This is a genomic window from Rhodobacter flavimaris (assembly GCF_021378075.1).
Classification (GTDB): domain Bacteria; phylum Pseudomonadota; class Alphaproteobacteria; order Rhodobacterales; family Rhodobacteraceae; genus Rhodobacter; species Rhodobacter flavimaris.
Genome location: NZ_JAJUOS010000003.1, coordinates 187,662 through 211,105, shown reverse-complemented (window position 1 = coordinate 211,105; position 23,444 = coordinate 187,662). Strand labels below are relative to the sequence as shown.

Annotated in this window: 23 protein-coding genes and 1 tRNA gene; 18 read left to right on the top strand and 6 right to left on the bottom strand. The window is 64.7% G+C overall.

What is annotated here, in order from left to right:
- The first annotated feature begins 55 nt into the window (after nucleotides 1–55).
- From nuoH to LZA78_RS05705, 11 genes are read left to right on the top strand one after another with little or no spacing between them, the layout of a single operon-like run.
- Nucleotides 56–1,093 (top strand): NADH-quinone oxidoreductase subunit NuoH, encoded by a 1,038-nt coding sequence (gene nuoH / locus LZA78_RS05755; RefSeq protein ID WP_233675976.1) that lies wholly within the window; start codon nucleotides 56–58, stop codon nucleotides 1,091–1,093.
- A gap of 2 nt (nucleotides 1,094–1,095) precedes the next feature.
- Nucleotides 1,096–1,587, top strand: coding sequence for an NADH-quinone oxidoreductase subunit NuoI (gene nuoI, locus LZA78_RS05750; protein WP_233675975.1), 492 nt, complete (start codon nucleotides 1,096–1,098; stop codon nucleotides 1,585–1,587).
- Nucleotides 1,584–1,994, top strand: a complete 411-nt coding sequence (locus LZA78_RS05745) for a carboxymuconolactone decarboxylase family protein (RefSeq protein WP_233675974.1) — start codon at nucleotides 1,584–1,586, stop codon at nucleotides 1,992–1,994. The genes nuoI and LZA78_RS05745 overlap by 4 nt, the downstream gene beginning before the upstream one ends.
- The gene (locus LZA78_RS05740; protein ID WP_218629664.1) at nucleotides 1,991–2,599 is read left to right on the top strand and encodes an NADH-quinone oxidoreductase subunit J; all 609 of its coding nucleotides are present in this window, start codon (nucleotides 1,991–1,993) and stop codon (nucleotides 2,597–2,599) included. Before LZA78_RS05745 ends, LZA78_RS05740 begins: the two co-directional genes overlap by 4 nt.
- 46 nt (nucleotides 2,600–2,645) lie before the next feature.
- Nucleotides 2,646–2,951: an NADH-quinone oxidoreductase subunit NuoK gene (gene nuoK, locus LZA78_RS05735; protein WP_218629665.1), complete on the top strand. Its 306-nt coding sequence runs from the start codon at nucleotides 2,646–2,648 to the stop codon at nucleotides 2,949–2,951.
- Nucleotides 2,952–2,957: 6 nt separating this feature from the next.
- Complete coding sequence (gene nuoL / locus LZA78_RS05730; protein WP_233675973.1) at nucleotides 2,958–5,114, top strand: NADH-quinone oxidoreductase subunit L; 2,157 nt, start codon at nucleotides 2,958–2,960, stop codon at nucleotides 5,112–5,114.
- Nucleotides 5,114–6,649, top strand: a complete 1,536-nt coding sequence (locus tag LZA78_RS05725; RefSeq protein WP_233675972.1) for an NADH-quinone oxidoreductase subunit M — start codon at nucleotides 5,114–5,116, stop codon at nucleotides 6,647–6,649. Before nuoL ends, LZA78_RS05725 begins: the two co-directional genes overlap by 1 nt.
- Before the next feature lie 11 nt (nucleotides 6,650–6,660).
- Nucleotides 6,661–8,100 (top strand): NADH-quinone oxidoreductase subunit NuoN, encoded by a 1,440-nt coding sequence (gene nuoN, locus LZA78_RS05720; RefSeq protein WP_233675971.1) that lies wholly within the window; start codon nucleotides 6,661–6,663, stop codon nucleotides 8,098–8,100.
- A 1-nt stretch (nucleotide 8,101) separates the two neighbouring features.
- Nucleotides 8,102–8,851, top strand: coding sequence for a biotin--[acetyl-CoA-carboxylase] ligase (locus LZA78_RS05715; protein ID WP_233676116.1), 750 nt, complete (start codon nucleotides 8,102–8,104; stop codon nucleotides 8,849–8,851).
- Between the two features lie 14 nt (nucleotides 8,852–8,865).
- The gene (locus LZA78_RS05710; protein WP_233675970.1) at nucleotides 8,866–9,642 is read left to right on the top strand and encodes a type III pantothenate kinase; all 777 of its coding nucleotides are present in this window, start codon (nucleotides 8,866–8,868) and stop codon (nucleotides 9,640–9,642) included.
- Nucleotides 9,643–9,689: 47 nt separating this feature from the next.
- Nucleotides 9,690–11,315: a ribonuclease J gene (locus LZA78_RS05705; protein ID WP_233676115.1), complete on the top strand. Its 1,626-nt coding sequence runs from the start codon at nucleotides 9,690–9,692 to the stop codon at nucleotides 11,313–11,315.
- A 72-nt stretch (nucleotides 11,316–11,387) separates the two neighbouring features.
- Here LZA78_RS05705 and LZA78_RS05700 read toward each other — a convergent pair whose 3' ends face one another.
- A complete protein-coding gene (locus tag LZA78_RS05700; protein ID WP_233675969.1) occupies nucleotides 11,388–12,923 on the bottom strand; it encodes a DEAD/DEAH box helicase in 1,536 nt (511 codons plus the stop codon).
- Nucleotides 12,924–13,154: 231 nt separating this feature from the next.
- On the opposite strand from LZA78_RS05700, the gene LZA78_RS05695 reads away from it, so the two are divergent.
- The 7 genes from LZA78_RS05695 (at nucleotide 13,155) to LZA78_RS05665 (ending at nucleotide 20,519) form a co-directional block, all read left to right on the top strand.
- Nucleotides 13,155–15,020, top strand: a complete 1,866-nt coding sequence (locus tag LZA78_RS05695; protein ID WP_233675968.1) for a cation:proton antiporter — start codon at nucleotides 13,155–13,157, stop codon at nucleotides 15,018–15,020.
- 71 nt (nucleotides 15,021–15,091) lie between these two features.
- Nucleotides 15,092–16,837 (top strand): arginine--tRNA ligase, encoded by a 1,746-nt coding sequence (gene argS, locus LZA78_RS05690; RefSeq protein WP_233675967.1) that lies wholly within the window; start codon nucleotides 15,092–15,094, stop codon nucleotides 16,835–16,837.
- A gap of 55 nt (nucleotides 16,838–16,892) precedes the next feature.
- The gene (locus LZA78_RS05685) at nucleotides 16,893–17,900 is read left to right on the top strand and encodes an SPOR domain-containing protein (protein ID WP_233675966.1); all 1,008 of its coding nucleotides are present in this window, start codon (nucleotides 16,893–16,895) and stop codon (nucleotides 17,898–17,900) included.
- A complete protein-coding gene (locus tag LZA78_RS05680; RefSeq protein ID WP_233675965.1) occupies nucleotides 17,900–18,901 on the top strand; it encodes a glycoside hydrolase family 3 N-terminal domain-containing protein in 1,002 nt (333 codons plus the stop codon). Before LZA78_RS05685 ends, LZA78_RS05680 begins: the two co-directional genes overlap by 1 nt.
- Nucleotides 18,885–19,694 (top strand): segregation and condensation protein A, encoded by an 810-nt coding sequence (locus LZA78_RS05675; RefSeq protein ID WP_438811060.1) that lies wholly within the window; start codon nucleotides 18,885–18,887, stop codon nucleotides 19,692–19,694. The genes LZA78_RS05680 and LZA78_RS05675 overlap by 17 nt, the downstream gene beginning before the upstream one ends.
- Nucleotides 19,687–20,316: an SMC-Scp complex subunit ScpB gene (gene scpB / locus LZA78_RS05670; protein ID WP_233675963.1), complete on the top strand. Its 630-nt coding sequence runs from the start codon at nucleotides 19,687–19,689 to the stop codon at nucleotides 20,314–20,316. The genes LZA78_RS05675 and scpB overlap by 8 nt, the downstream gene beginning before the upstream one ends.
- A gap of 29 nt (nucleotides 20,317–20,345) precedes the next feature.
- Nucleotides 20,346–20,519: a hypothetical protein gene (locus LZA78_RS05665; RefSeq protein ID WP_233675962.1), complete on the top strand. Its 174-nt coding sequence runs from the start codon at nucleotides 20,346–20,348 to the stop codon at nucleotides 20,517–20,519.
- Here LZA78_RS05665 and LZA78_RS05660 read toward each other — a convergent pair.
- The 5 genes from LZA78_RS05660 to ihfA form a co-directional block, all read right to left on the bottom strand.
- Nucleotides 20,500–20,868: a YigZ family protein gene (locus tag LZA78_RS05660; RefSeq protein WP_233675961.1), complete on the bottom strand. Its 369-nt coding sequence runs from the start codon at nucleotides 20,866–20,868 to the stop codon at nucleotides 20,500–20,502. The two genes, LZA78_RS05665 and LZA78_RS05660, sit on opposite strands and share 20 nt — an antisense overlap.
- An 86-nt stretch (nucleotides 20,869–20,954) precedes the next feature.
- Nucleotides 20,955–22,034, bottom strand: a complete 1,080-nt coding sequence (locus LZA78_RS05655) for a 2'-deoxycytidine 5'-triphosphate deaminase (RefSeq protein WP_233675960.1) — start codon at nucleotides 22,032–22,034, stop codon at nucleotides 20,955–20,957.
- 61 nt (nucleotides 22,035–22,095) lie between these two features.
- A tRNA-Pro gene (locus LZA78_RS05650) sits at nucleotides 22,096–22,173 on the bottom strand.
- 120 nt (nucleotides 22,174–22,293) lie between these two features.
- The gene (locus LZA78_RS05645) at nucleotides 22,294–23,010 is read right to left on the bottom strand and encodes a MerR family transcriptional regulator (RefSeq protein WP_233675959.1); all 717 of its coding nucleotides are present in this window, start codon (nucleotides 23,008–23,010) and stop codon (nucleotides 22,294–22,296) included.
- A gap of 53 nt (nucleotides 23,011–23,063) precedes the next feature.
- Nucleotides 23,064–23,366, bottom strand: a complete 303-nt coding sequence (ihfA, locus tag LZA78_RS05640; RefSeq protein WP_233675958.1) for an integration host factor subunit alpha — start codon at nucleotides 23,364–23,366, stop codon at nucleotides 23,064–23,066.
- Nucleotides 23,367–23,444: the final 78 nt, after the last annotated feature.

Genomic DNA, 23,444 nt, shown 5'->3' with positions numbered 1-23,444 from the left:
CGGGTGGGGGGACAAGAATACCGACGAAATGAAATAAGGCGGTCTGAGGGACAAAATGGCTGAGTTTCTGGCAACACCACTGGGCACCGCGCTCCTGATCGCAGTGCAGGGTCTGGGGATCATCGCATTCGTGATGCTCTCCCTGCTGTTCCTGGTCTATGGCGACCGTAAGATCTGGGCGGCTGTCCAGATGCGGAAAGGTCCGAACGTCGTGGGCGCATTCGGCCTGCTGCAATCGGTGGCCGACGCGCTGAAATACGTGGTGAAGGAAATCGTCGTCCCCGCGGGCGCCGACAAGTTCGTCTTCTTCCTCGCGCCGATGCTAAGCCTTGTGCTCGCGATCCTCGCTTGGGCGGTGGTTCCGTTCAACGAGGGCTGGGTGCTGGCCGACATCAACGTCGCCATCCTCTTCGTCTTCGCGGTTTCCTCGCTCGAGGTTTACGGCGTGATCATGGGCGGTTGGGCGTCGAACTCGAAATACCCGTTCCTCGGCTCGCTGCGTTCGGCCGCGCAAATGATCTCGTATGAGGTCAGCCTCGGCCTGATCATCATCGGTGTGATCATCTCGACCGGCTCGATGAACCTCTCGGCCATCGTCGAGGCGCAGCGCGGCTCGGTCGGTCTGTTCAACTGGTACTGGCTGCCGCACCTGCCGATGGTGGCGCTGTTCTTCATCTCGGCGCTGGCCGAAACGAACCGCCCGCCGTTCGACCTTCCGGAAGCGGAATCGGAACTCGTCGCGGGTTTCATGGTCGAATATTCCTCGACCCCCTACCTGCTGTTCATGGCCGGCGAATACATCGCGATCTTCCTGATGTGCGCTCTGATGTCGATCCTGTTCTTCGGCGGCTGGCTGAGCCCGATCCCCGGCATTCCGGATGGCGTGCTGTGGATGGTCGGCAAGATGTGGGTCATGTTCTTCATGTTCGCCATGGTGAAGGCGATCGTGCCGCGCTACCGCTATGACCAGCTCATGCGGATCGGCTGGAAAGTGTTCCTGCCGCTGTCGCTGGCCTGGGTCGTGATCGTGGCGTTCCTTGCGAAATTCGAAGTGCTCGGCGGCTTCTGGGCCCGCTGGACGATGGGGGGCTGAGAATGGCTTTCGACTACGCACGCGCTGCCAAGTATTTCCTGCTGCTGGACTTCATCAAGGGTTTCGCCCTGGGGATGCGCTACTTCTTCGCGCCCAAGCCCACGCTGAACTACCCGCATGAAAAGGGTCCGCTGTCGCCCCGCTTCCGCGGTGAGCACGCCCTGCGCCGTTATCCCAACGGCGAAGAGCGCTGCATCGCCTGCAAGCTGTGCGAGGCGATCTGCCCGGCCCAGGCGATCACCATCGACGCCGAACCGCGCGAGGATGGCTCGCGCCGGACCACGCGTTACGACATCGACATGACCAAGTGCATCTACTGCGGCTTCTGCCAGGAAGCCTGCCCGGTCGATGCCATCGTCGAGGGTCCGAACTTCGAATTCGCCACCGAGACCCGCGAAGAGCTGTTCTACACCAAGGAGAAACTCCTGGAGAACGGCGCGCGTTGGGAAGCGGAGATTGCCCGTAACCTCGAGCTGGATGCGCCCTACAGATGAACGAGGAATTCACGAAACTCTTCAGCGCGATGATGGAGCAGGGCACCGAGATGGCGCGCCTGTTCAATCCGGCCTTGGAAAGTTTCAACCCGGCCGCGTTTGAGAAACTCTTCCCCACCATGTCCAAGGACATGATGGAGATGTGGTTCGGCAAGACCTTCAATCGCGAAGGTCTCGATGCGCGCACCCGCCTGCTGGTGACCATCGCCGCGTTGACCGTTCTGGGCGCGCAGGCCGATGCGCAGCTGCGCCTGACGATCCGTCACGCGCTCGAGGCCGGGGCGACGCAACGGGAGATCGCCGAGGTGATCTTCCAGATGAGCATGTTCGGCGGAGTTCCCGCCATGACCCGCGCGCTCGAGATCGCGCGTTCGGTCTTTGACGAAAAATCGGGGGATAACACATGACGGTGTTTGCTTTCGCCTTCTACCTCTTCGCCGTCGTGGCAGTGGTTGCGGGCTTCATGGTGGTCGTGTCGAAAAACCCGGTCCACTCGGTGTTGTGGCTGATCCTGACCTTCCTGTCGGCGGCGGGCCTGTTCGTCCTGCTTGGGGCCGAGTTCGTGGCCATGCTGCTGATCATCGTCTATGTCGGCGCGGTTGCGGTGCTTTTCCTCTTCGTCGTCATGATGCTCGACGTCGATTTCGCCGAGTTGAAGGGCGAGCTGGCGCGCACCATGCCGCTTGGTCTGCTGATCGGCGTGGTCATGCTGCTGCAACTGGGCGCGGGCTTCAGCGCCTGGCACGCCTCGGACAAGGCCGAGACGCTGCGCATGGTCCCGATCGAAGAGGGCGTCCAGAACTCGGTCGCGCTCGGCATGGTCATGTATGACAAGTATCTCTACCTCTTCCAGGCGGCGGGTCTGGTGCTGCTGGTCGCGATGATCGGCGCCATCCTGCTGACGCTGCGCCACCGCAAGGACGTCAAACGCCAGAACGTGATCGCCCAGATGCACCGCGACCCGGCCAAAGCTCTGGAACTGGTGGACGTGAAACCGGGGCAGGGGCTGTGATGAACGCTAGAAAGAATGAAACGGGCGTAAACCCGGAGGGACAGCGATGATCGGACTTGAACATTACCTAGGGGTGGCGGCGGCTTTGTTCGTCACCGGCATCTTCGGCATCTTCGTGAACCGCAAGAACGTCATCGTTATCCTGATGTCGATCGAACTGATCCTGCTGTCGGTCAACATCAACATGGTGGCTTTCTCGGCGCATCTGAACGACCTTGCGGGCCAGGTGTTCACGATGTTCATCCTGACCGTGGCGGCCGCCGAAGCGGCGATCGGCCTGGCGATCCTTGTCGTGTTCTTCCGGAACCGCGGCACGATCGAAGTCGAAGACGTCAACGTGATGAAGGGGTAAGGGACAATGGAAACGATCATCCTCTTTGCTCCCCTTCTCGGGGCGATCATCGGCGGCTTCGGTTGGCGCGTGATCTCCGAAAAGGGCGCCATGGCGGTTACGACCGGCCTGCTGTTCCTGTCGTGTGTGCTCAGCTGGGCCGTGTTCCTCGGCCATGACGGGCAGACGCACCACATCCACATCCTCGACTGGATCCAGTCGGGCACCGAGCTGAACACCTCTTGGGGGATCCGCGTTGACCGGATGACCGCGATCATGCTGATCGTGGTGACCACGGTCTCGGCGCTGGTGCACCTGTATTCGTGGGGCTACATGGCCCATGACGACAACTGGACCCACCACGAGCATTACAAGGCGCGCTTCTTCGCCTATCTGTCGCTGTTCACCTTCGCGATGCTGATGCTGGTGACCTCGGACAACCTGGTGCAGATGTTCTTCGGTTGGGAAGGCGTGGGTCTGGCCTCATATCTGCTGATCGGCTTCTACTACAAGAAGCCCTCGGCGAACGCGGCGGCCATGAAGGCCTTCATCGTCAACCGCGTCGGCGACTTCGGCTTTGCGCTTGGCATCTTCGGCCTGTTCTATCTGGTCGGCTCGATCTCGATGGACGATGTCTTCGCCGCCGCACCGACGCTGGCCGAGACCAACCTGCAGTTCCTCTGGACCGAGTGGAACGCTGCCAACCTTCTGGCCGTCCTGCTCTTCGTGGGTGCCATGGGTAAGTCGGCGCAGCTTCTGCTGCACACCTGGCTGCCGGACGCGATGGAAGGCCCGACGCCGGTTTCGGCCCTTATCCACGCGGCAACCATGGTGACCGCGGGCGTGTTCTTGGTGTCGCGCATGTCGCCGCTCTTCGAATACGCGCCGCAGGCCAAGATGTTCATCGTCTACATCGGCGCCACCACCGCCTTCTTCGCGGCGACCGTGGGCCTCGTGCAGAACGACATCAAGCGCGTCATCGCCTATTCGACCTGTTCGCAGCTTGGCTACATGTTCGTGGCCGCCGGTGCGGGCGTTTACTCGGCGGCGATGTTCCACCTGCTGACTCACGCCTTCTTCAAGGCCATGCTGTTCCTTGGCGCCGGCTCGGTCATCCATGCGATGCACCACGAGCAGGACATGCGGAACTACGGCAACCTGCGCAAGAAAATCCCGTTCACCTTCTGGATCATGATGATCGGTACCTTCGCCATCACCGGTGTCGGCATTCCGCTCACCTCGATCGGCTTTGCGGGCTTCCTGTCGAAAGATGCCATCATCGAGAGCGCCTATGCCTCGGGTTCGGGCTACGCCTTCTGGCTGCTCGTGATCGCGGCCGCGCTGACCTCGTTCTACTCGTGGCGCCTGATCTTCATGACCTTCTTCGGCAAGGCCCGCGGCGATCATCATGCGCATGACCACGCGCATGAAAGCCCGATGGTGATGCTGGTTCCGCTTGGTGTTCTGGCGCTTGGTGCGATCTTCTCGGGGATGGTGTGGTACAACAGCTTCTTCGGCGACCACAACAAGGTGACCGAATTCTTCGGCATGCCGCATCAAGAAGTGGCGGCCGAGGGTGAGCACGCTGCCGAGGCCGCTGCCGTGAATCAGGAAACCGCAATGTCGGGCGTGGCGCCCGCAGGCGAGCACGCTGCTCCGGCGGCCGAACATGCCGCCCCCGCCGCGACCGAGCATGCCGCGGCCGATGGCCACGCCGTTGCCGGCGCCGCTCCGCAAGGCGCGATCTTCATGGCGCCGGACAATACCGTGATGGATGACGCGCACCACGCACCCGCCTGGGTCAAGGTGTCGCCCTTCATCGCGATGTTGATCGGCCTGTCGCTGTCCTACCTGTTCTACATCGTCAATCCGGCGATCCCGGAGCGTCTCGCCAAGGCGCAACCCGCGCTGTACCAGTTCCTGCTGAACAAGTGGTATTTCGATGAGCTCTATGACGCGATCTTCATCCGTCCAGCCAAATGGCTTGGCAACTTCCTGTGGAAGAAGGGTGATGGCGCGACGATCGACGGGGCTATCAACGGTGTTGCGCTCGGTATCGTGCCGCGCCTGACCCGTCTCGCTGGCCGGGTGCAGTCCGGCTACCTGTTCCACTACGCTTTCGCCATGGTCATCGGCATCGTGGTGCTCATGTTCTGGGTCGTCCTGACCGGGGGGTCGAACTAATGGAAAACCTGCTTTCCATCATCACTTTCATTCCCCTGGTGGCGGCGGCAATCCTGGCGCTGGTGCAGCGTGGGGGCGGTGAGGCTGCGGATCGAAACGCGAAATGGTTCGCGCTGACCGCGACCTCGGTGACGTTCCTTGTCTCGCTCTTCCTGCTGTCGGGCTTCGATCCGTCGAACACGGGCTTCCAGTTCGTCGAGGACCGTGAGTGGATCATGGGCCTGCATTACAAGCTCGGCGTTGACGGGATCTCGATCCTCTTCGTGCTGCTGACCACGTTCCTCATGCCGCTGACGATTGCCTCGGCCTGGGGCGTCGAGAAGCGCGTGAAGGAATACATGATCGCCTTCCTCGTGCTCGAGGGGCTGATGCTCGGCGTGTTCGTCGCGCTTGATCTGGTGCTGTTCTACCTGTTCTTCGAAGCTGGCCTGATCCCGATGTTCCTGATCATCGGTATCTGGGGTGGCAAGGAGCGCATCTACGCCGCGTTCAAGTTCTTCCTCTACACCTTCCTCGGCTCGGTGCTGATGCTCGTGGCGATGATCGCCATGTATATGGACGCGGGCACCACCGATATCGTCGCGCTGCTCAAGCATGACTTCGCCTCGGAGACCCTGCATGTCGCGGGCTTCACGGTGATCGGCGGGATGCAGACGCTGCTGTTCCTGGCCTTCTTCGCCTCCTTCGCGGTGAAGATGCCGATGTGGCCGGTGCACACCTGGTTGCCCGACGCGCACGTGCAGGCGCCGACGGCGGGCTCGGTCGTGCTGGCCGCAATCCTGCTGAAGATGGGCGGCTACGGCTTCCTGCGCTTCTCGCTGCCGATGTTCCCGGTGGGCTCGGACGTGATGGGGCCGCTGGTGCTGTGGATGTCGGCGATTGCGATCGTCTACACCTCGCTCGTGGCGCTCGCGCAGTCAGACATGAAGAAGCTGATCGCTTACTCGTCGGTGGCGCACATGGGCTATGTGACCATGGGTATCTTCGCGGTGAACCAGCAGGGCATCGACGGCGCCATCTTCCAGATGCTGTCGCACGGCTTCATCTCGGGCGCGCTGTTTCTCTGCGTCGGCGTGATCTACGACCGGATGCACACCCGCGAGATCGACGCCTACGGTGGCCTCGTGAACCGGATGCCGGCCTATGCGCTGATCTTCATGTTCTTCACCATGGCGAACGTCGGCCTTCCGGGCACCTCGGGCTTCATCGGTGAATTCCTGACGCTCATGGGGATCTTCAAGGTCAACACCTGGGTGACGGCCGTGGCCGCCTCGGGCGTGATCCTGTCGGCCGCCTATGCGCTGTGGCTCTATCGCCGCGTGGTCCTGGGTGATCTGATCAAGGAAAGCCTGAAGACGATTACCGACATGACCGCGCGCGAGAAGTGGATCTTTGCGCCGCTCGTCGCGATGACGCTCCTGCTGGGGGTCTATCCGCGCGTGGTGACTGATATCATCGGGCCGTCCGTCGGCCAGCTCGTCCAAGACTACAACGCCAGCCTGCCTGCCGACCAAATGGCAGCGGCCGGGCACTGAGGGAGAAACAAATGACTTCTGCGGATTTCTCCACGATCCTGCCGGAATTCCTGCTTGCCGTCTTCGCGATGGTCGGGCTCATGGCAGGCGCCTATGGCGGCAAAGACAAGATCGCTTCCGGCCTTCTGTGGGTCACGGTGGCGGTGCTGGTTCTGGTCGGCGTATGGATCGGCCTACGGGGCGAGGGCGCGACCCAAGCCTTCGGCGGTCTCTTCATTGACGACGCCTTCGCGCGCTTCGCCAAGATCGCGATCCTGCTGTCGGCGGCTGCCGTGCTGGCAATGAGCGCGGATTACATGGCCCGCCGCGGCCTGCTGCGCTTCGAATACCCGATCCTGGTCGTTCTGGCCGTGATCGGCATGATGATGATGGTCTCGGCGGGCGATCTGATGTCGCTCTACATGGGCCTCGAGCTGCAATCGCTTGCGCTTTACGTCGTCGCCGCCATGCGTCGCGACTCGGCGCGTTCGTCGGAAGCGGGTCTGAAGTACTTCGTGCTTGGCTCGCTCTCGTCGGGTCTGCTGCTCTACGGCGCCTCGCTGACCTACGGCTTTGCCGGCACCACCTCGTTTGCGGGCATCATCACCGTGGTCGAGCATGGGCATCTGCCGATCGGCGTGCTCTTCGGCATGGTCTTCATGGTGACCGGCCTTGCGTTCAAGGTCTCGGCGGTGCCGTTCCACATGTGGACCCCCGACGTTTATGAGGGCTCGCCCACCCCGGTGACCGCCTTCTTCGCCACCGCGCCGAAAATGGCCGCGATGGCGCTGATGGCGCGCCTGGTGCAGGACGCCTTCGGCCATGTGACGAACGAGTGGGGCCAGGTGATCGGCCTGATCGCCGTCGCCTCGATGTTCCTCGGCTCGATTGCGGGTATCGGCCAGAAGAACATCAAGCGCCTGATGGCCTATTCCTCGATCGCGCATATGGGCTTTGCACTGCTCGGCCTCACCGCCGGGACCGAGGAAGGCGTGCAGTCGATGCTGCTCTACATGACCATCTACGTGGCCATGAACGTTGGCACCTTCGCCTTCATCCTGTCGATGGAGCGTGACGGCGCCCCGGTGACCGACATCGCCTCGCTCAACATGTTCGCCAAGGCCGAGCCGCTGAAGGCGCTGGCGCTTCTGGTGCTGTTCTTCTCGCTGGCCGGTGTGCCGCCGATGCTGGGCTTCTTCGCCAAGTTCGGCGTGCTTAAGGCTGCCGTTTCGGCGGGCTACATCTGGCTTGCGGTCTTCGGTGTGATCGCGTCGGTGATCGGTGCCTTCTACTACCTGCGCATCGTTTTCTACATGTACTTCGGCACCGAAACCGAGGCGCTTGAATCGCGGATGCCGGCCGTTCAGTGGGGCTTGCTGATGCTGGCCGCATTCGTGATGGTCGCGGGCGCGTTCAACATGGTGGGGATCGAGGGGGCTGCTCAGGCAGCGGCCGCGGCGCTTGTCCACTGACCTGACAGACTGGCCCGAGGGCGTGGCGCGCCACGTTCTCGCGCGGGTCGACTCGACCATGGCTGAGGCTGCCCGTCTGGCCCCGCGGATCGCGGGGCCTGCGTGGATTCAGGCCAGGGAGCAAACCGCGGCGCGCGGGCGCCGTGGCCGCGACTGGAAGATGCCCGAGGGCAATTTCGCCGCGACCCTGCTGTTTCACCCGAAATGCGAACTGACGCAGGCGGCGCTCTATTCCTTCGTCGCGGCTCTGGCGCTGGAAGAGGCGCTCTCGCGCCTTATCGGCCCTGCCGGGCGGCTGTCGATCAAGTGGCCCAATGACGTGCTGCTTAACGGCGGCAAGGTCGCGGGAATTTTGCTTGAATCCATCGGAACGGGTGGACAGTTGAGCCATCTTGCCATTGGCATCGGCGTGAACCTTGCCGAGGCGCCGCCCGCCGCGCAGCTTGAGACCAGTGCAATGGCGCCGGTCAGCGTCGCTGGCGAGACCGGGCTGACGATCACCCCCGAGGAATTCCTGCCGCCTCTGGCCATGGCCTTCGACCGGCTTGCGCGGCAGTTCGAGACCTACGGTTTCGCGCCGATCCGCACCGCCTGGCTGGCCCGCGCGGCGCGGCTTGGCGAAACCGTCGTCGCGCGCACGACGACCGAGACCACCGAAGGCGTCTTCGAGACCATCGACGACTCCGGGGCGATGATTTTGCGCACCGCGCATGGCCCGCGGGCGATCGCGGCTGCGGATGTGTTTTTCTGATAAAGGAGCCGCGAATGCTTCTGTGCATCGACTGCGGGAACACCAACACGGTTTTTTCGATCTGGGACGGGGCCGAGTTTGTCTCGACCTGGCGGATCGCGACCGACCATCGCCGCACGGCGGATGAGTATTTCGTCTGGCTTTCGGGGCTGATGAACCTCAAGGGGATTCCGGCGCAGATTTCCGAGGCGATCATCTCCTCGACCGTGCCGCGCGTGGTCTTCAACCTGCGCGTCCTGTGCAACCGCTATTACGATTGCCGACCGCTCGTGGTGGGCAAGCCCGATTGCCACCTGCCGGTCGCGCCGCGCGTTGATGTTGGCACCACCGTTGGCCCCGACCGCCTTGTGAACACGGTGGCGGGATACGACCGGCACGGCGGCGATATCGTCGTGGTGGATTTTGGCACGGCGACGACCTTTGACGTGGTCGCCGCGGATGGTGCCTATATCGGCGGCGTGATCGCGCCGGGCGTGAACCTCAGCCTTGAGGCGCTGCATATGGCCGCCGCCGCCCTGCCGCACGTCGATGTGACCCATCCCGCGCAGGTGATCGGTACGAATACGGTGGCCTGTATTCAATCCGGGGTCTATTGGGGCTATATCGGTCTTGTCGAAGGCATCGTGCGCCAGATCCGGGCCGAGCGCGACCGCCCGATGAAAGTGATCGCCACCGGCGGTCTTGCGGGGCTGTTCGATCAGGGCTTCGATCTGTTCGACGCGGTCGAGGACGACCTGACCATCCATGGGCTGCGGCTCATCAACGATTATAATAAGGGGCTGAGTGCGTGAGCGAGCGGCTGATCTATCTACCTTTGGGCGGCGCCGGCGAAATCGGCATGAATGCCTATGTCTATGGTTACGGCAAGCCCGGGAAAGAGCGGCTGATCGTCATCGATCTGGGCGTGACTTTCCCGGATATGGACAGCTCGCCCGGTGTCGATCTGATCATGGCCGATGTCGCCTGGCTTGAGGAAAACAAGCATCGCATCGACGCGATCTTCATCACCCACGCGCATGAGGACCACATCGGCGCGCTGCCGCATCTGTGGCCGCGTCTGCGCAAGCCCGTTTATGCCCGCCGTTTCACCGCCCGGATCGGTGCGCTGAAGCTGGAAGAGGCCGGGATCGGCACCGAGGAGCTGCACGTGGTCGAACCGCGCCCGCAGGTGATCGAGGCAGGCCCGTTCAAGGTCCAGTTCGTGCCGGTGTCGCATTCGATCCCGGAAAGCTCGGCTCTGGTCATCGACACGCCCGCCGGGCGCATCGTGCATACCGGTGACTTCAAGCTTGATGGCAGCCCGATCGTGGGCGAGCCCTTCGACCCGGTGCTGTGGCACGAGATCGCCGGTGAAGGCGAGGGCGTCAAATTGCTGGTCTGCGACTCGACCAACGTCTTCTCGCCGCAGCCGGGGCGCTCGGAGGCCACGCTGGCCGAGCCGCTGACCAAGCTGATCGCCGAGCAGGAGGGGATGGTGGTTGCCACTACCTTCGCCTCGAACGTGGCGCGCCTGAAGACGCTGGCCGAGGCGGGCAAGGCGGCGGGCCGCTCGATCTGCCTTCTGGGCCGCGCGATGAAGCGCATGGTCACCGTGGCCGAGGAAACCGCCGTGCTGACTGGCTTCCCCGGCCATATCCCGGCCGAGGATGCGGCGGATGTGCCGCGCAATCACCTGATGCTGATCGTCACCGGCAGCCAGGGTGAGCGCCGCGCCGCCTCGGCGCAGCTGTCGCGGGGCAAATACCTTGGGATCGAGATGAAGGACGGCGACACCTTCCTGTTTTCGTCCAAGGTCATTCCGGGCAATGAGCGCGGCGTGATCCGCATCATGAACGCGTACTCCGAGAAGGGCGTCGAGGTGATCGACGACCGCGGCGGGCTTTACCACGTCTCGGGCCACGCCAACCGCCCGGATCTTGAGGCGGTGCATGATCTGCTCAAGCCGCAGATGCTGATCCCGATGCATGGCGAACACCGCCACATGCGCGAGCATTCCAAGATCGCCACCTCCAAGGGGATTGCCTCGCTGGTGGCGACGAACGGCATGATGATCGACATCACCGGCACAGCGCCGAAGGTGGCCGAGTATATTGAGGCCGGCCGCACCTATCTGGATGGCTCGGTGCTGATCGGCGCGCTCGATGGCGTGGTGCGTGACCGTATCCGCATGGCGCTGAACGGACACGTCCTGATCACCGTCATCATCGACGAGGATGACGTGCCGCTCGGCGATGCCTGGGTCGAGCTGATGGGCCTGCCCGAGGTCGGCCGCTCCGGCACCCCCATTGCCGATCAGATCGAGGATGAACTGGCCGAGTTCCTGGAACGAGCGCCCGACAAGATCATCTCGAACGACGACAAGATGGACGAGGCGCTGCGCCGCATCGCGCGTCAGGTGACGATGGAAGAGATCGGCAAGAAGCCCGAGGTTACCGTCGTCGTCTCGCGCCTGATGGCGGACTGATCCGGCTCACAGCGCAAAGAAAGACCCCGGCAGCCAGAGGCGCCGGGGTTTTTTCGTATCTCGCTTGCAGGATCAGCTTTCGCTGCTGTCCTCGGTCGTTGCGTCGCTTTCGCTGTCGGTCGCAGCCGTGCTCGGGCGGGCCGTGCGGAAGGAACGCAGCAGGAAGTCGGGCACATGATCGCCCATGCCGACCACGGCGGGCCCGCCGCCATCGCGACCGCGGCCACCGCGCTCGCGCCGGTCATCACGGCGGTCTTCGCGACGCTCTTCGCGGCGTTCCTCACGCTTGGGCGCTTCGACAACAGCCTCGGCGACGACTTCAAGAACCTTTTCCTCAACCGGAGCTTCGCGCCGCTCGCCACGGCCACGCCCGCCACGGCTGTTGCGCGACTTGGAGCGCCCGCCCTTGGCATCGTCATACTGGCGCGGCTCGCGATGCGCGGCCTCGGACAGCGAGAAGCCCTCGGGCGTCTCGGCGCGCGGGATCTCCATTTTCACCAGCGCCTCGATGGCGTTGAGGTATTTGTCATCCGCGGGTGTCGCGATCGAGAAGGCCGATCCCTTGCGCCCGGCACGGCCGGTGCGCCCGATGCGGTGGACGTAATCCTCGGCATGGCTCGGAAGGTCGTAGTTGAAGACGTGGCTGACCGCCGGAATGTCCAGACCGCGCGCCGCGACGTCCGAGGCCACGAGCAGTTGCAGCCCGCCTTCGCGGAAGGAGTCGAGCGTCTTCATCCGCTGGCTCTGGTCGAGGTCGCCGTGGATCGGCGCGGCGTTGAAACCATGCGTCTTCAGTGACTTGGCCACGATATCCACATCCGACTTGCGGTTGCAGAAAATGATGGCGTTGGTGCAGCTTTCACCCTCGGCCTGGATCAGGGCGCGCAGCAGTTCGCGCTTGGCCTTGGCGGCCTGGTCGCGGCGCGGCGGCGTGATCTGCACCAGCTTTTGCGTGATGGTTTCCGAGGTCGTCGCCTGGCGGGCAACCTCGATACGCGCGGGGGCGTGCAGGAAGGTGTTGGTGATGCGCTCAATCTCGGGCGCCATGGTGGCCGAGAAGAACAGCGTCTGCCGGGTGAACGGGGTGAGCTGGAAGATGCGCTCGATATCCGGGATGAAGCCCATGTCGAGCATCCGGTCGGCCTCGTCCACCACCATGATCTGCACGCCGGTCAGCAGAAGCTTGCCGCGCTCGAAGTGATCGAGCAGGCGGCCCGGCGTTGCGATCAGCACGTCAACACCGCGGTCGATCAGCTTGTCCTGCTCGACGAAGCTGACGCCACCGATCAGCAGCGCCTTGGTCAGCTTGGTGTTCTTGGCGTAGATATCGAAGTTCTCGGCCACCTGCGCGGCCAGTTCGCGCGTGGGGCACAGCACCAGCGAGCGCGGCATCCGTGCACGGGCACGGCCCTTCGAGAGCAGCGTGATCATCGGCAGCGTGAACGAGGCGGTCTTGCCGGTACCGGTCTGGGCGATCCCCAGCACGTCCTTGCCTTCAAGCGCGTGCGGAATGGCGCCCGCCTGGATCGGGGTCGGGGTTTCGTAGCCCGCGTCTGCAATTGCGGAAAGGACCTTGGGGTCCAGCTTAAGGTCAGAGAATTTGGTCATCAGCGTCCTTGGATGCGGTGTCGGACCGCAGGGTGATGGGACGCAAGGTTCGGGCGCCCCGGAATTTGCCCGCCGGATGCGGGTGCGCAGTAGCTACTCGAAATGCGGCAAAACGTCAATCTGCGCGGGCGCGGGGCGAAAATGCCTCGGGGGCAGGTTCAATACCTTGCGCGGGACTTTGCAGGCAGGGCACAAAGAGGGGGGAGTATCGGGTAGGCGGGGTGCAGGCGTATGGCAACGACGGATATCGCAGGGATTGAGCCGGTCATGGGATTGGCCCTGATCGGTGCGATCGGGGTGGGGGCGCAGTGGCTTGCTTGGCGGCTGCGGCTGCCTGCCATCGTGATCATGCTCGTGGCGGGGATCATCGCCGGGCCGGTGACCGGGCTGCTCGACCCGCGGGCCGTGCTTGGTGATCTGATGGGGCCGCTTGTTGCGCTGGCCGTCGCGGTGATCCTGTTCGAGGGCGGGCTGTCGCTTGACCTCCACCGTCTGGGCGATGCCCGCGCCGGGGTGCGGCGGCTGGTGCTGATCGGCGCGCCTCTGGGGTGGCTGATGTCGGCGCTGGTGCTGGTCTTCGTGGCGGGGCTGAGCTGGGAGACCGCCGCGGTCTTCGGGGGCATCATGATCGTCACCGGTCCAACCGTCATCGCACCCTTGCTGCGGCAGGCGCGACTTGCGCGCCGCCCCGCGCAGCTTCTGCAATGGGAGGCAATCGTCAACGATCCGATTGGCGCGCTGGCCGCGGTTCTGGCCTTCGAGGTGGTCCTGGTTCTGCGCGCAGGCCATGACGCAGCAGGCGCCGCCGGGCTTGTCGTGATCGGCATCATGTCGGCGGCACTTTTGGGCTATCTGGGCGGGCGGGTGATCGCCTACAGCTTCCGCCGCGGGCTTGTGCCTGAATATATGAAGGTGCCCGTTCTCTTCGTCAGCCTTCTGGCCGTTTTCGCTTCTGCCGACCATCTGCTGCATGAGGCGGGCTTGCTGGCCGTGACCGTTATGGGCCTTGTGATCGCGAATGCTGACCTGCCCTCCTATACCGAATTGCGCCGCTTCAAGGAGCAGGCGACGGTCATGCTTGTCTCGGGCGTCTTCATCTTGCTGGCGGCGGGCCTGGATATGGAACAGGTGCGCGCGCTCGATTGGCGCGCGGGGGCTTTTGTGCTGGCGACGATCCTTGTCGCGCGACCGCTGACGGTGCTGGTCTCGCTTCTGCGCTCGGGCCTGCCGATGCGCGAGAGGCTGTTCATCGCGCTGACCGGCCCGCGAGGGGTGGTTCTGGTGGCCGTCGCGGGGCTGTTCGGGCAGCGCCTGGCCGAGGCAGGCGTGGTCGACGGCGCGCGGATCGGCCCGCTGGCTTTCGTGCTTGTGCTTTCGACCGTGGTGCTGCACGGCTTCACGCTTGCGCCACTGGCGCGGGCCATGGGGCTGGCAGGGAAAGAGGCGCCGGGGCTTTTGATCGTGGGCGGCTCGCGCTTCACCACCGGGTTGGCCGAGACGCTGCACAAGGCTGAGGCGTCTGTGCTGATCACCGACCCGAACCACGCCCGGCTGATCCGGCCGCGCGCGGCGGGCATCCCGACATTTTACGGCGATATCCTCAGCGAGGCGGCCGAGGACCGGGTCGAGCTGATGGCCTTCGGTTCACTTCTGGCCGCCACCTCGAACGACGCTTACAACACGCTGGTGGCGACCGACCTTGCCCCCGAGATCGGGCGCGACGCGGTCTGGCAGGTGGCGCGGCACAAAGATGATCGCCCGCGCCATAGCCTTCCCACGCAGTTGGGCGGGCGGCCCTTCGGGGCCGGGCGGACGCTCGATGCTTTCGAGGAGCTCATTGAAGAGGGCTGGCATTTCCGCCTGACGCGCCTGACCGAGGAATACCCGCTGGAGGTATGGCGCCTCAAACGCCCCGATGCCATTCCGGTGCTGCGCATCGGCCCGAAGGGAGAGCTACGCTTTGTCCGCGATGACGAGAAGCTGCGCGCCGAACCGGGTGACCGGCTGATTGCCCTGCTGCCGCCCGGCGCGCTTGACGAGGCCGCCGCCGCGCGGGCCGAGCCCGAACAGCCCCATCCCGCCGCGCCGCTGCCCTGAGGCCCCCCGCCTGACCATTGACGCGGCGCGCCCGCTCTGGCAGGGGAGAGGCAACCGAAGGAAAGCCGAAAATGAACCTTTTTGCCGATATTCGTATTGCGGTGATCGCCGCGCTGGATGCTCTGGTCGCCGAGGGGCAACTGCCCGCCGGGCTCGATTTTGCCAACGTCGCAGTCGAACCCCCGCGAGACACATTGCACGGCGACATGGCGACCAATGCGGCGATGGTGCTGGCAAAGCCCGCGGGCGCCAAGCCACGCGATATCGCCGAGGCGCTGGCGGCGAAACTGGCCGCAGATCCGCGTATCACCTCGGCAGAAGTGGCCGGGCCGGGCTTTTTGAACCTGCGTCTTGACCCGGCGGTCTGGGCCGATGTGACCCGCGCGGCACTGGCCGAGGGCGCGAATTTCGGCCGCTCGGATCTGGGCAAGGGGATCAAGGTCAACGTAGAATATGTCTCGGCCAACCCGACCGGGCCGATGCATGTCGGCCATACGCGCGGGGCGGTTTTCGGCGACGCGCTGGCCTCGCTTCTGGATTTCGCGGGCTATGACGTCACGCGCGAATATTACATTAACGACGGCGGCGCGCAGGTGAACGTGCTCGCGCGCTCGGCCTATGAACGCTACCGTGAGGCCTGCGGTCTTGAACCCGAGATCCGCGAAGGTCTTTACCCCGGCGATTACCTGATCCCGGTGGGCGAGGCGCTCAAGGCGAAATACGGCGAGAGCCTGCTGAACAAGCCCGAGGGTGACTGGCTGGTCGAGGTGCGCGGTTTCGCGACCGAGGCGATGATGGCCATGATCCGCGAGGATCTTCAGTTGCTAAACGTCAAGATGGATGTCTACTCGTCCGAAAAGGCGCTTTATGGCACCGGCAAGATCGAGGCCGCGTTGCAGCGGCTTCAGGATCTGGGCCTGATCTATGAGGGCGTGCTGGAACCGCCGAAGGGCAAGCTGCCCGAGGACTGGGAAGAGCGTGAGCAGACGCTGTTCCGCTCGACCTCCTATGGCGATGACGTGGACCGCCCGGTGAAGAAATCGGATGGCTCCTGGACCTATTTCGCGCCCGATATCGCCTATCACTATGACAAGGTGCTGCGCGGTTTCGATATGCTGATCGACGTCTTCGGCGCCGACCACGGCGGCTACGTGAAGCGCATGAAGGCGGCCGTCGCGGCGCTGTCGGAAAACCGCGTGCCGCTGGATATCAAGCTGATCCAGCTGGTGAAGCTGTTCAAGAATGGTGAGCCCTTCAAGATGTCGAAGCGGGCAGGGACCTTTGTCACCCTGCGCGATGTGGTCGAGCAGGCCGGCGCCGATGTGACGCGCTTCCACATGCTGACGCGCAAGAACGACGCGCCCTTGGACTTCGACTTCGACAAGGTGCTGGAGCAGTCCAAGGATAACCCGGTCTTCTACGTGCAATATGCCCATGCCCGCGTGGCTTCGGTTGCCCGCAAGGCGACCGAGCTTGGCATCGACGTCTCCGACGCTGCGCTAGCCAAGGCGGATCTGTCGGGCAATACGCATGAGGCGGAACTCGCGCTGGCCAAGAAGGTCGCCGAATGGCCCCGCCATGTCGAGATCGCCGCCCGCGCGAATGAGCCGCACCGGATCGCCTTCTTCCTCTACGAGATCGCCTCGGATCTGCATGCGCTGTGGAACCGCGGCAATGACGAACCGGCGCTGCGCTTCGTGCAAGAGGGGGATGCGGGCACCACTTCGGCGAAAATCGCCCTTGCCCGGGCCTGCGCAGTTGTTATTTCGGCCGGTCTTGGTATTCTTGGCGTAACTCCGGCGGAAGAGATGCGCTAAAGCGCGCCGTCGCCGGAAGAGGCAGTAAAGCCGGACAACCGGCGACGAGGCAGGCATGGCGAGCATTCACTACCGCGACGGCGGAGCCTATGGCTATGGCAACTCGGGGGGCTATGACACCCACCGGGGCAATTTGGCTGCGGCTCCTTCGGGCTCTGGCTGGATCCAGTATGCGGGTGCCATCACCTCGGTCGCGCTGATCCTTGGCGTTGTGGTCTGGGGCTACCGGCTGGCGGTGCGTGATGTGACCGGGGTGCCGGTGATCCGCGCGATACAGGGCCCGGCGCGGATTGCGCCCGAGGATCCCGGTGGCGATCTCGCGCGCCATGTCGGCCTGTCGGTCAATGCGGTTGCCGGAACGGGGCTTGCCGCGCCCGCGCCCGAGCGTGTGGCCCTTGCGCCCGAAGCCGCAGGCCTGACCGATGAAGACACGCCGATGGCCGATGTCAAACTGCTGGCCGAGGCGCCGAAAGCGCCGAAGCTCCAGGAGCTGACGCCGACCCCCGCCGCTTTCCCCGTGCCGGAGATGGCATCCGCTGCCGCGCCCGTGACCCAAGCGCCGGTCGAGGCGCCCGCCGAGGCAGAGGTTGCCGCGCTTGCGCCCGAAGCCGCCGAGCCCGCTCAGCCCGAAGCGCCCGCCGAGGTGGCCTCGGCGCTAACCGATGCGCCCGGCCTCAAGACCTCGCCGCGTCCCCTTCGTCGCCCCGAGGCCGAGATGTCGAACGATGCGCTGGCGGCCGCGCTGACCGCCGAGATCAGCGGCAAGGCCTCGGTCATTCCGACGGTCGAGCTGGAACCCGACAGCCTGCCCGCAGGCACCCGCCTTGTTCAGCTTGGCGCCTTCGACAGCCCGCAGCAGGCGCGGCTGGAATGGGACCGCGTGTCGAACCGTTTCGGCGCCCTGATGGAGGGCAAGAAGCGCGTCGTGCAAGAGGCAAGCTCGGGCGGGCGCACCTTCTATCGGCTGCGCGTGCAGGGCTTCGACGATGTAGATGACGCGCGCCGCTTCTGTGCCGCGCTGGTTGCTGAAAATACCAACTGCATCCCCGCGCTGGTGCGCTAATGCCCGCAGGCGCAACGATTTTCGGCTGCGAAGGGCTGACCCTTTCGCCGTCAGAGGCCGCGTTCTTTCGCGCATCGGACCCATGGGGCTTCATCCTTTTCTCGCGAAATATTGAAACGCCGCAACAGGTTGTGCGGCTTTGCTCATCTCTGCGCGAGGCCGTTGGCCGCGCCGCCCCGATCCTGATCGACCAGGAGGGCGGCCGCGTCCAGCGCCTGCGCGCGCCGCATTGGCGCGAGTGGCTGCCGCCGCTCGATCAGGCCCGCGCCGCGAGTGATGTGCCGCGCAGCTTCTGGCTCCGCGCGCGCATTCAGGCAGATGAACTGCGCTCGATTGGCATTGATGCCAACTGCGCGCCCACCTGCGATATCGCGGGGCCGCGCACCCATCCCTTCTTGCAAAACCGCTGCCTTGGCGCCGACGCCGCCACCGTGATCACGAATGCGCGCGCCACGGCCGAGGGCTTTCTGGCGGGCGGCGTGTTGCCGATCCTCAAGCATATGCCAGGGCATGGCCGCGCCGAGGCCGACAGCCATCTGGACCTGCCCGTGGTCGAGGCCGATCCCGCCGATCTGGCGCAAACCGACTTCGCGCCGTTCCGGGCGCTGCGCGATCTGCCGATGGGGATGACCGCGCATATCCGCTTTACCGCCTATGACGACGTCCCCGCCACACAAAGCCGCAAGATGATCGCGCTGATCCGCGAGCAGATCGGTTTTGACGGCCTCCTGATGACCGACGATATCGGGATGGAGGCGCTTTCGGGCAGCAAGGGCGCACGCGCCGCGGCCTCGATCGCGGCGGGGTGCGATGTGGTGCTCTATTGCAAGGGCGACATGGCGCCGATGGAAGAGGTCGCCGAGGCTGCAGGCCTGCTGACCCCCGCAGCGGCCGCCCGCGCAGATGCGGCACTTGCGCGCCGCCACGCGCCTGACCCCGTTGACATCGCCGCGCTCGAAGCCGAACTTGTGGCTTTGTTGGGCGATGGGGCGGATGTCTGAGGAAAGCCACCTTTTCGAAGCGATGAGCGTCAGCGAGCGGCTTCAGGCCGAGGCGCTGATCGTTGATGTGGACGGCTTCGAGGGCCCGCTCGACCTGCTTCTGTCGCTGTCGCGCACGCAAAAGGTGGATCTGCGCAAGATCTCGGTGCTGCAACTGGCCGAGCAATACCTGCTGTTCGTGGAGCGTGCCAAGGCGCTGCGGATCGAACTGGCCGCCGATTACCTGGTGATGGCGGCTTGGCTCGCCTTTCTGAAATCCAAGCTTCTCTTGCCGCCCGAGCCGGGGGCGGATGGCCCCTCGGCCGAGGATCTGGCGGCTCACCTGGCCTTCCAGCTCGAACGCCTCGCCGCCATGCGCGATGCCGCCGCCAAGCTGATGGCGCGTGACCGTTTGGGGCGTGATTTCTTCGCGCGCGGGGTCTCGGAAGAGATCGAGCGGGTGCGCAAGGTGCAGTATTCCGCCTCGCTTCTTGATCTGATGCAGGCCTATGCCCGGATCCGCACGCGCGATGAATTCCGCCCTTATGCCTTTGATCGCAAAGACGTCTTCACGATGGAACAGGCACTTGACCGGATGCGCGGGCTTGTCGGCTTTGCCATGGAATGGACCGATCTGGTCAGCTACCTGCCCGAGGGCTGGGGCCTCGACCCCAAGCGTCGCCGCACCGCCACCGCCGCGACCTTCGCCGCCTCGCTCGAACTGGCCAAGCAGGGCCAGATCGAAATCCGCCAATCCGAGACCTTCGCGCCGATCTCGATCCGCGCCGCGCAACCCCGGAACCGCAATGACTGACACCGAAAAATCCCTTTTCGACGCCCCCCCGCTGGCCGAGCAGGAACGCATGGTTGAGGCGATCCTCTTTGCCTCGATCGAACCCGTGACGCTGCGCGAGATGGAAGAACGGATGCCGCATGGCTCCGACCCGGCCGAGGCGCTGGTCTATCTGCGCAAACGCTACGAGGGGCGCGGGGTGCGCGTGGTCAAAGTGGGGGACGCCTGGGCGATCCGCACCGCGCCGGATCTCGCCTTCCTGATGCAGAAGGAAACGGTCGAGCAGCGCAAGCTCTCGCGCGCGGCCATCGAGACACTGGCCATCGTCGCTTATCACCAGCCCGTCACCCGCGCCGAAATCGAAGAGATACGCGGCGTCGCGGTCAGCCGGGGCACCATCGACCAGCTGCTCGAGATGGAATGGATCCGCTTTGGCCGCCGCCGCATGACCCCGGGCCGCCCGGTCACCTTCGTCGTCACGCAGCAGTTCCTCGATGAATTCGGGCTCGAATCCGCACGCGATCTGCCGGGACTCAAGGAACTGCGCGCGGCCGGGTTGCTCGACAACCGTGCCTTGCCGGGGGCAGGGGGCGACGAGGACGACGAAGAACTTACCGGCCAGAGCGAACTGTTCGAGGATTGAGAGAAATGAACCTGGACCGGCTGATTGGCATGGTATTCCGGATTCTGTTCCGGCCCCTGACCGAGCTTGTCATCAACCTTCTGGTCGGCCGCGGCAAACCCCCGGCCGAAATGACCAAGGCCGAGCGCGCGCAGGCCCGCACCGCCCGCAAGGCCGTCACGCAGGCCCGCCGAGCGGCCCGCATCACCCGCCGCCTGCGCTAAGGCCCAAATCCGCCAGATAGATCCGCACCGCATCCTGCACATGGCGGAAGCGGTCGCCGCCCAGATGCTTGCCGCCATACCAGCGCGTGACGACGATCAGATGGTCTCGCAACCCGGCGCGCTCGAGCATCCGCAAAGTGATCGCCCCGGCGCCGCTCTCGCCATCGTCATTTTTCACGGGCCCCTCGGCACCGATCATTCCCCAGGTGTTATGCGTCGCCTTGGCGAACTTCTTGGACTTCTTCAGCTCCCGGATCAGCGCCTTCGCCTCTTCCTCGGATCCGCAAGGCGCTCCGGATACGGCATATTTCGACCCGCGATCGCTGATGATATCCTCGATGACACGCATCGGGCCTCCTGACGAAGACAAGCCCCTTTCGGCTTTGCCCAAATATCCCGGGGGTGAGCGCGGAACGCGCGAGGGGGCTGGTCCCCTCAGCCCGCGCGGAAATGCTTGGCGAGCTTGAGGCCCTGGCCCTGATAGTTCGACGCGATGCCGGTGCCGTAAAGCCGCTCGGGTCGCTCGGCCATGCGCTCATAGACCAGGCGCCCGACGACCTGCCCGTGCTCAAGCACGAAGGGCGCCTCGTGGCAGCGCACTTCCAACACCCCACGCGATCCCGCACCGCCAGCCGTGCCATGGCCGAAACCGGGGTCGAAGAAGCCCGCGTAATGCACCCGGAACTCGCCCACCATTGCAAGGTAGGGCGCCATCTCGGCGGCGAAATCGGGTGGGATCGTCACCGCCTCGCGCGACACGAGGATATAGAACGCGCCCGGGTCGAGGATGATCCGCCCCTCGCGGGTGCGCAGCTCCTCCCAGAATTCCGAGGCCGGGTAATGCGCGATCCGGTCGAGGTCGATCACCCCGGTATGCGGCTTCGCGCGATAGCCGACCAGATCGCCTTCCGAGGGTAGCAAGTCGACCGAGAAACCAAGCCCGTGGTCGATCACTGCCTCGCCCGAGACCAGCGGCTCGGCCGTGTGCAGGATTTTCAGCTCGGCATCGCTCAGCATCGCCTGACCCGCGCGGAAGCGAATCTGGTTGAGCCGCATTCCCGGCCGCACCAGCACCGAGAACGAGCGCGGGCAGATCTCGGCGTAAAGCGGGCCGGTGTAACCTTCGGGGATTCGGTCGAATTCCGTGCCGCCATCGGTGATGACGCGGGTCAGCAGGTCAAGCCGCCCGGTCGAGCTTTTGGCATTCGCGACGGCAGTCAGACCGGCGGGCAGGGCAAGCCCCTCCATCAGCGGCACCAGATAGACGCAGCCCTTCTCAAGCACGGCGCCGTTGGACAGGTCCATGCGGTGCATCTCGAACTCGGCAAGCTTGGTGTCCACGCGCTGATTGCGCCCGGCCAGGAACGAGGCGCGGATGCGATAGGCTACCTGGCCAAGCCGCAGGTCGAGGCTCGCGGGCTGGATTTGCTCGGGCAGGACGGGGATCGTTACGCTGATCTCGCCGCGCTCGATCATCGCGCGGATGGCGCTGTCGGTCAGAACGCCTTGGGTCATGTCTCGTTCCCCCGGATATGCGAACGCCCACCCCGCAGAACGGGATGGGCGTTGTTCGAGATGGTCGGGCCGGAGAGATTCGAACTCTCGACCTTCCGCCCCCCAGACGGACGCGCTAACCAGGCTGCGCCACGGCCCGACGAGGCGCATATAGAGGCATCCGGGCGGCGGGCGCAAGCGGCAAAACGCATTTTTCCGCAACGCTCTGCGCGCGGGATGTCGGCGCGTAGCCGGGCAGGGGAAAGCGGCAAGGCTGGCATTATTCGGCCCGGCCGGGCGCCGCCGCTGCCAGCCGGCTGCGCAGGGCAACCAGTCGCGATTTCGCGGCCCCGAGCGTGGCTTTCTCCGCCTCGCTCAGTGTTGCGCCAGACAGCGCGCGCAGACGCAGCGAGATCGGCGGTGCAGGCTCAGCCTCTGGGAGGGCGGGGGGAATCGGTTCCCCGCGTGCGGTGGCAAGATCGACGATCTCGGCGCTCGAAACCGCTTCGGGCTCGACATCAAGCGCCATGGGCGCCTCTTGCGCCGGTTCGTCAAAGAACGAGGCCTGACGCCAGGCGGCCTTCGGGGGCGGCGCTGCGGGGGCCGCATCTTGCGGGTCGGGGGGGAAGTGCGCGGCCGGGACCTCGGGCTCCGGCTCGGGCGAGGCGGGCCAGACCTCGGGCGCTGCTTCAGCCTCGGTCTCCTCTTCGGCCTCCGCGCTCAGATCGACCGTAGCAAGCGACATGACGTGACGCACGCCCTCGTCCTTAAGCAGCTTCTGCACGCCGCGAATGGCCATGCCATCTTCATGCAGCAGGCGCTTGATCCCACCTAGGAGCAAAACATCCTCGGGGCGGTAGTAGCGCCGACCACCGGCGCGCTTCACCGGCTTGATCTGCGCAAAGCGACTCTCCCAGAACCGCAGCACATGCGTCGGCGTATCGAGAATCGTCGAGACCTCGGAGATCGTGCGGAAGGCATCGGCTGATTTCGCCATCGCGCCGCCTTTCTTGTTCGCCTGCTCTTAGCGCCCCGAAACGGGGCAGCGCCTCAGTTCGCGTTGCCGGCGGCCACGCGATCCTTCATCAGATGCGAGGGGCGGAAGGACAGCACGCGCCGCGGCGAGATCGGCACTTCCTCGCCGGTCTTGGGGTTGCGGCCCATGCGAGACGACTTCTCGCGCACCGAGAACGTGCCGAAGGACGAGATCTTCACCGTCTCGCCGCGCACCAGCGCATCCGAGAGATGTTGCAGAACGCTTTCGACAAGCTGCGCGGATTCATTGCGCGACAATCCGACCTCGCGGAACACCGCTTCGCTCAAATCCATGCGCGTCAAGGTCTTCTCAGACATACCATCCCCCCGGATTGATTTTCACAACGATGGGGGCAATGAAATCCCGAGTCAATATCAATGACTTGGGAGGCGCTT

Bases quoted from the DNA above. Each gene is read 5' to 3' on its own strand.
- nuoI (WP_233675975.1), top strand. From the start codon at position 1,096: ATGGCTTTCGACTACGCACGCGCTGCCAAGTATTTCCTGCTGCTGGAC.
- nuoL (WP_233675973.1), top strand. From the start codon at position 2,958: ATGGAAACGATCATCCTCTTTGCTCCCCTTCTCGGGGCGATCATCGGC.
- LZA78_RS05660 (WP_233675961.1), bottom strand. From the start codon at position 20,868: ATGCGTGTCATCGAGGATATCATCAGCGATCGCGGGTCGAAATATGCC.
- argS (WP_233675967.1), top strand. From the start codon at position 15,092: ATGAACCTTTTTGCCGATATTCGTATTGCGGTGATCGCCGCGCTGGAT.
- LZA78_RS05680 (WP_233675965.1), top strand. From the start codon at position 17,900: ATGCCCGCAGGCGCAACGATTTTCGGCTGCGAAGGGCTGACCCTTTCG.
- LZA78_RS05705 (WP_233676115.1), top strand. From the start codon at position 9,690: ATGAATGCCTATGTCTATGGTTACGGCAAGCCCGGGAAAGAGCGGCTG.
- LZA78_RS05655 (WP_233675960.1), bottom strand. From the start codon at position 22,034: ATGACCCAAGGCGTTCTGACCGACAGCGCCATCCGCGCGATGATCGAG.
- LZA78_RS05725 (WP_233675972.1), top strand. From the start codon at position 5,114: ATGGAAAACCTGCTTTCCATCATCACTTTCATTCCCCTGGTGGCGGCG.
- LZA78_RS05740 (WP_218629664.1), top strand. From the start codon at position 1,991: ATGACGGTGTTTGCTTTCGCCTTCTACCTCTTCGCCGTCGTGGCAGTG.
- LZA78_RS05685 (WP_233675966.1), top strand. From the start codon at position 16,893: ATGGCGAGCATTCACTACCGCGACGGCGGAGCCTATGGCTATGGCAAC.
- LZA78_RS05675 (WP_438811060.1), top strand. From the start codon at position 18,885: ATGGGGCGGATGTCTGAGGAAAGCCACCTTTTCGAAGCGATGAGCGTC.
- nuoH (WP_233675976.1), top strand. From the start codon at position 56: ATGGCTGAGTTTCTGGCAACACCACTGGGCACCGCGCTCCTGATCGCA.
- LZA78_RS05695 (WP_233675968.1), top strand. From the start codon at position 13,155: ATGGCAACGACGGATATCGCAGGGATTGAGCCGGTCATGGGATTGGCC.
- LZA78_RS05665 (WP_233675962.1), top strand. From the start codon at position 20,346: ATGGTATTCCGGATTCTGTTCCGGCCCCTGACCGAGCTTGTCATCAAC.
- LZA78_RS05700 (WP_233675969.1), bottom strand. From the start codon at position 12,923: ATGACCAAATTCTCTGACCTTAAGCTGGACCCCAAGGTCCTTTCCGCA.
- LZA78_RS05745 (WP_233675974.1), top strand. From the start codon at position 1,584: ATGAACGAGGAATTCACGAAACTCTTCAGCGCGATGATGGAGCAGGGC.
- nuoK (WP_218629665.1), top strand. From the start codon at position 2,646: ATGATCGGACTTGAACATTACCTAGGGGTGGCGGCGGCTTTGTTCGTC.
- ihfA (WP_233675958.1), bottom strand. From the start codon at position 23,366: ATGTCTGAGAAGACCTTGACGCGCATGGATTTGAGCGAAGCGGTGTTC.
- LZA78_RS05710 (WP_233675970.1), top strand. From the start codon at position 8,866: ATGCTTCTGTGCATCGACTGCGGGAACACCAACACGGTTTTTTCGATC.
- nuoN (WP_233675971.1), top strand. From the start codon at position 6,661: ATGACTTCTGCGGATTTCTCCACGATCCTGCCGGAATTCCTGCTTGCC.
- LZA78_RS05645 (WP_233675959.1), bottom strand. From the start codon at position 23,010: ATGGCGAAATCAGCCGATGCCTTCCGCACGATCTCCGAGGTCTCGACG.
- scpB (WP_233675963.1), top strand. From the start codon at position 19,687: ATGACTGACACCGAAAAATCCCTTTTCGACGCCCCCCCGCTGGCCGAG.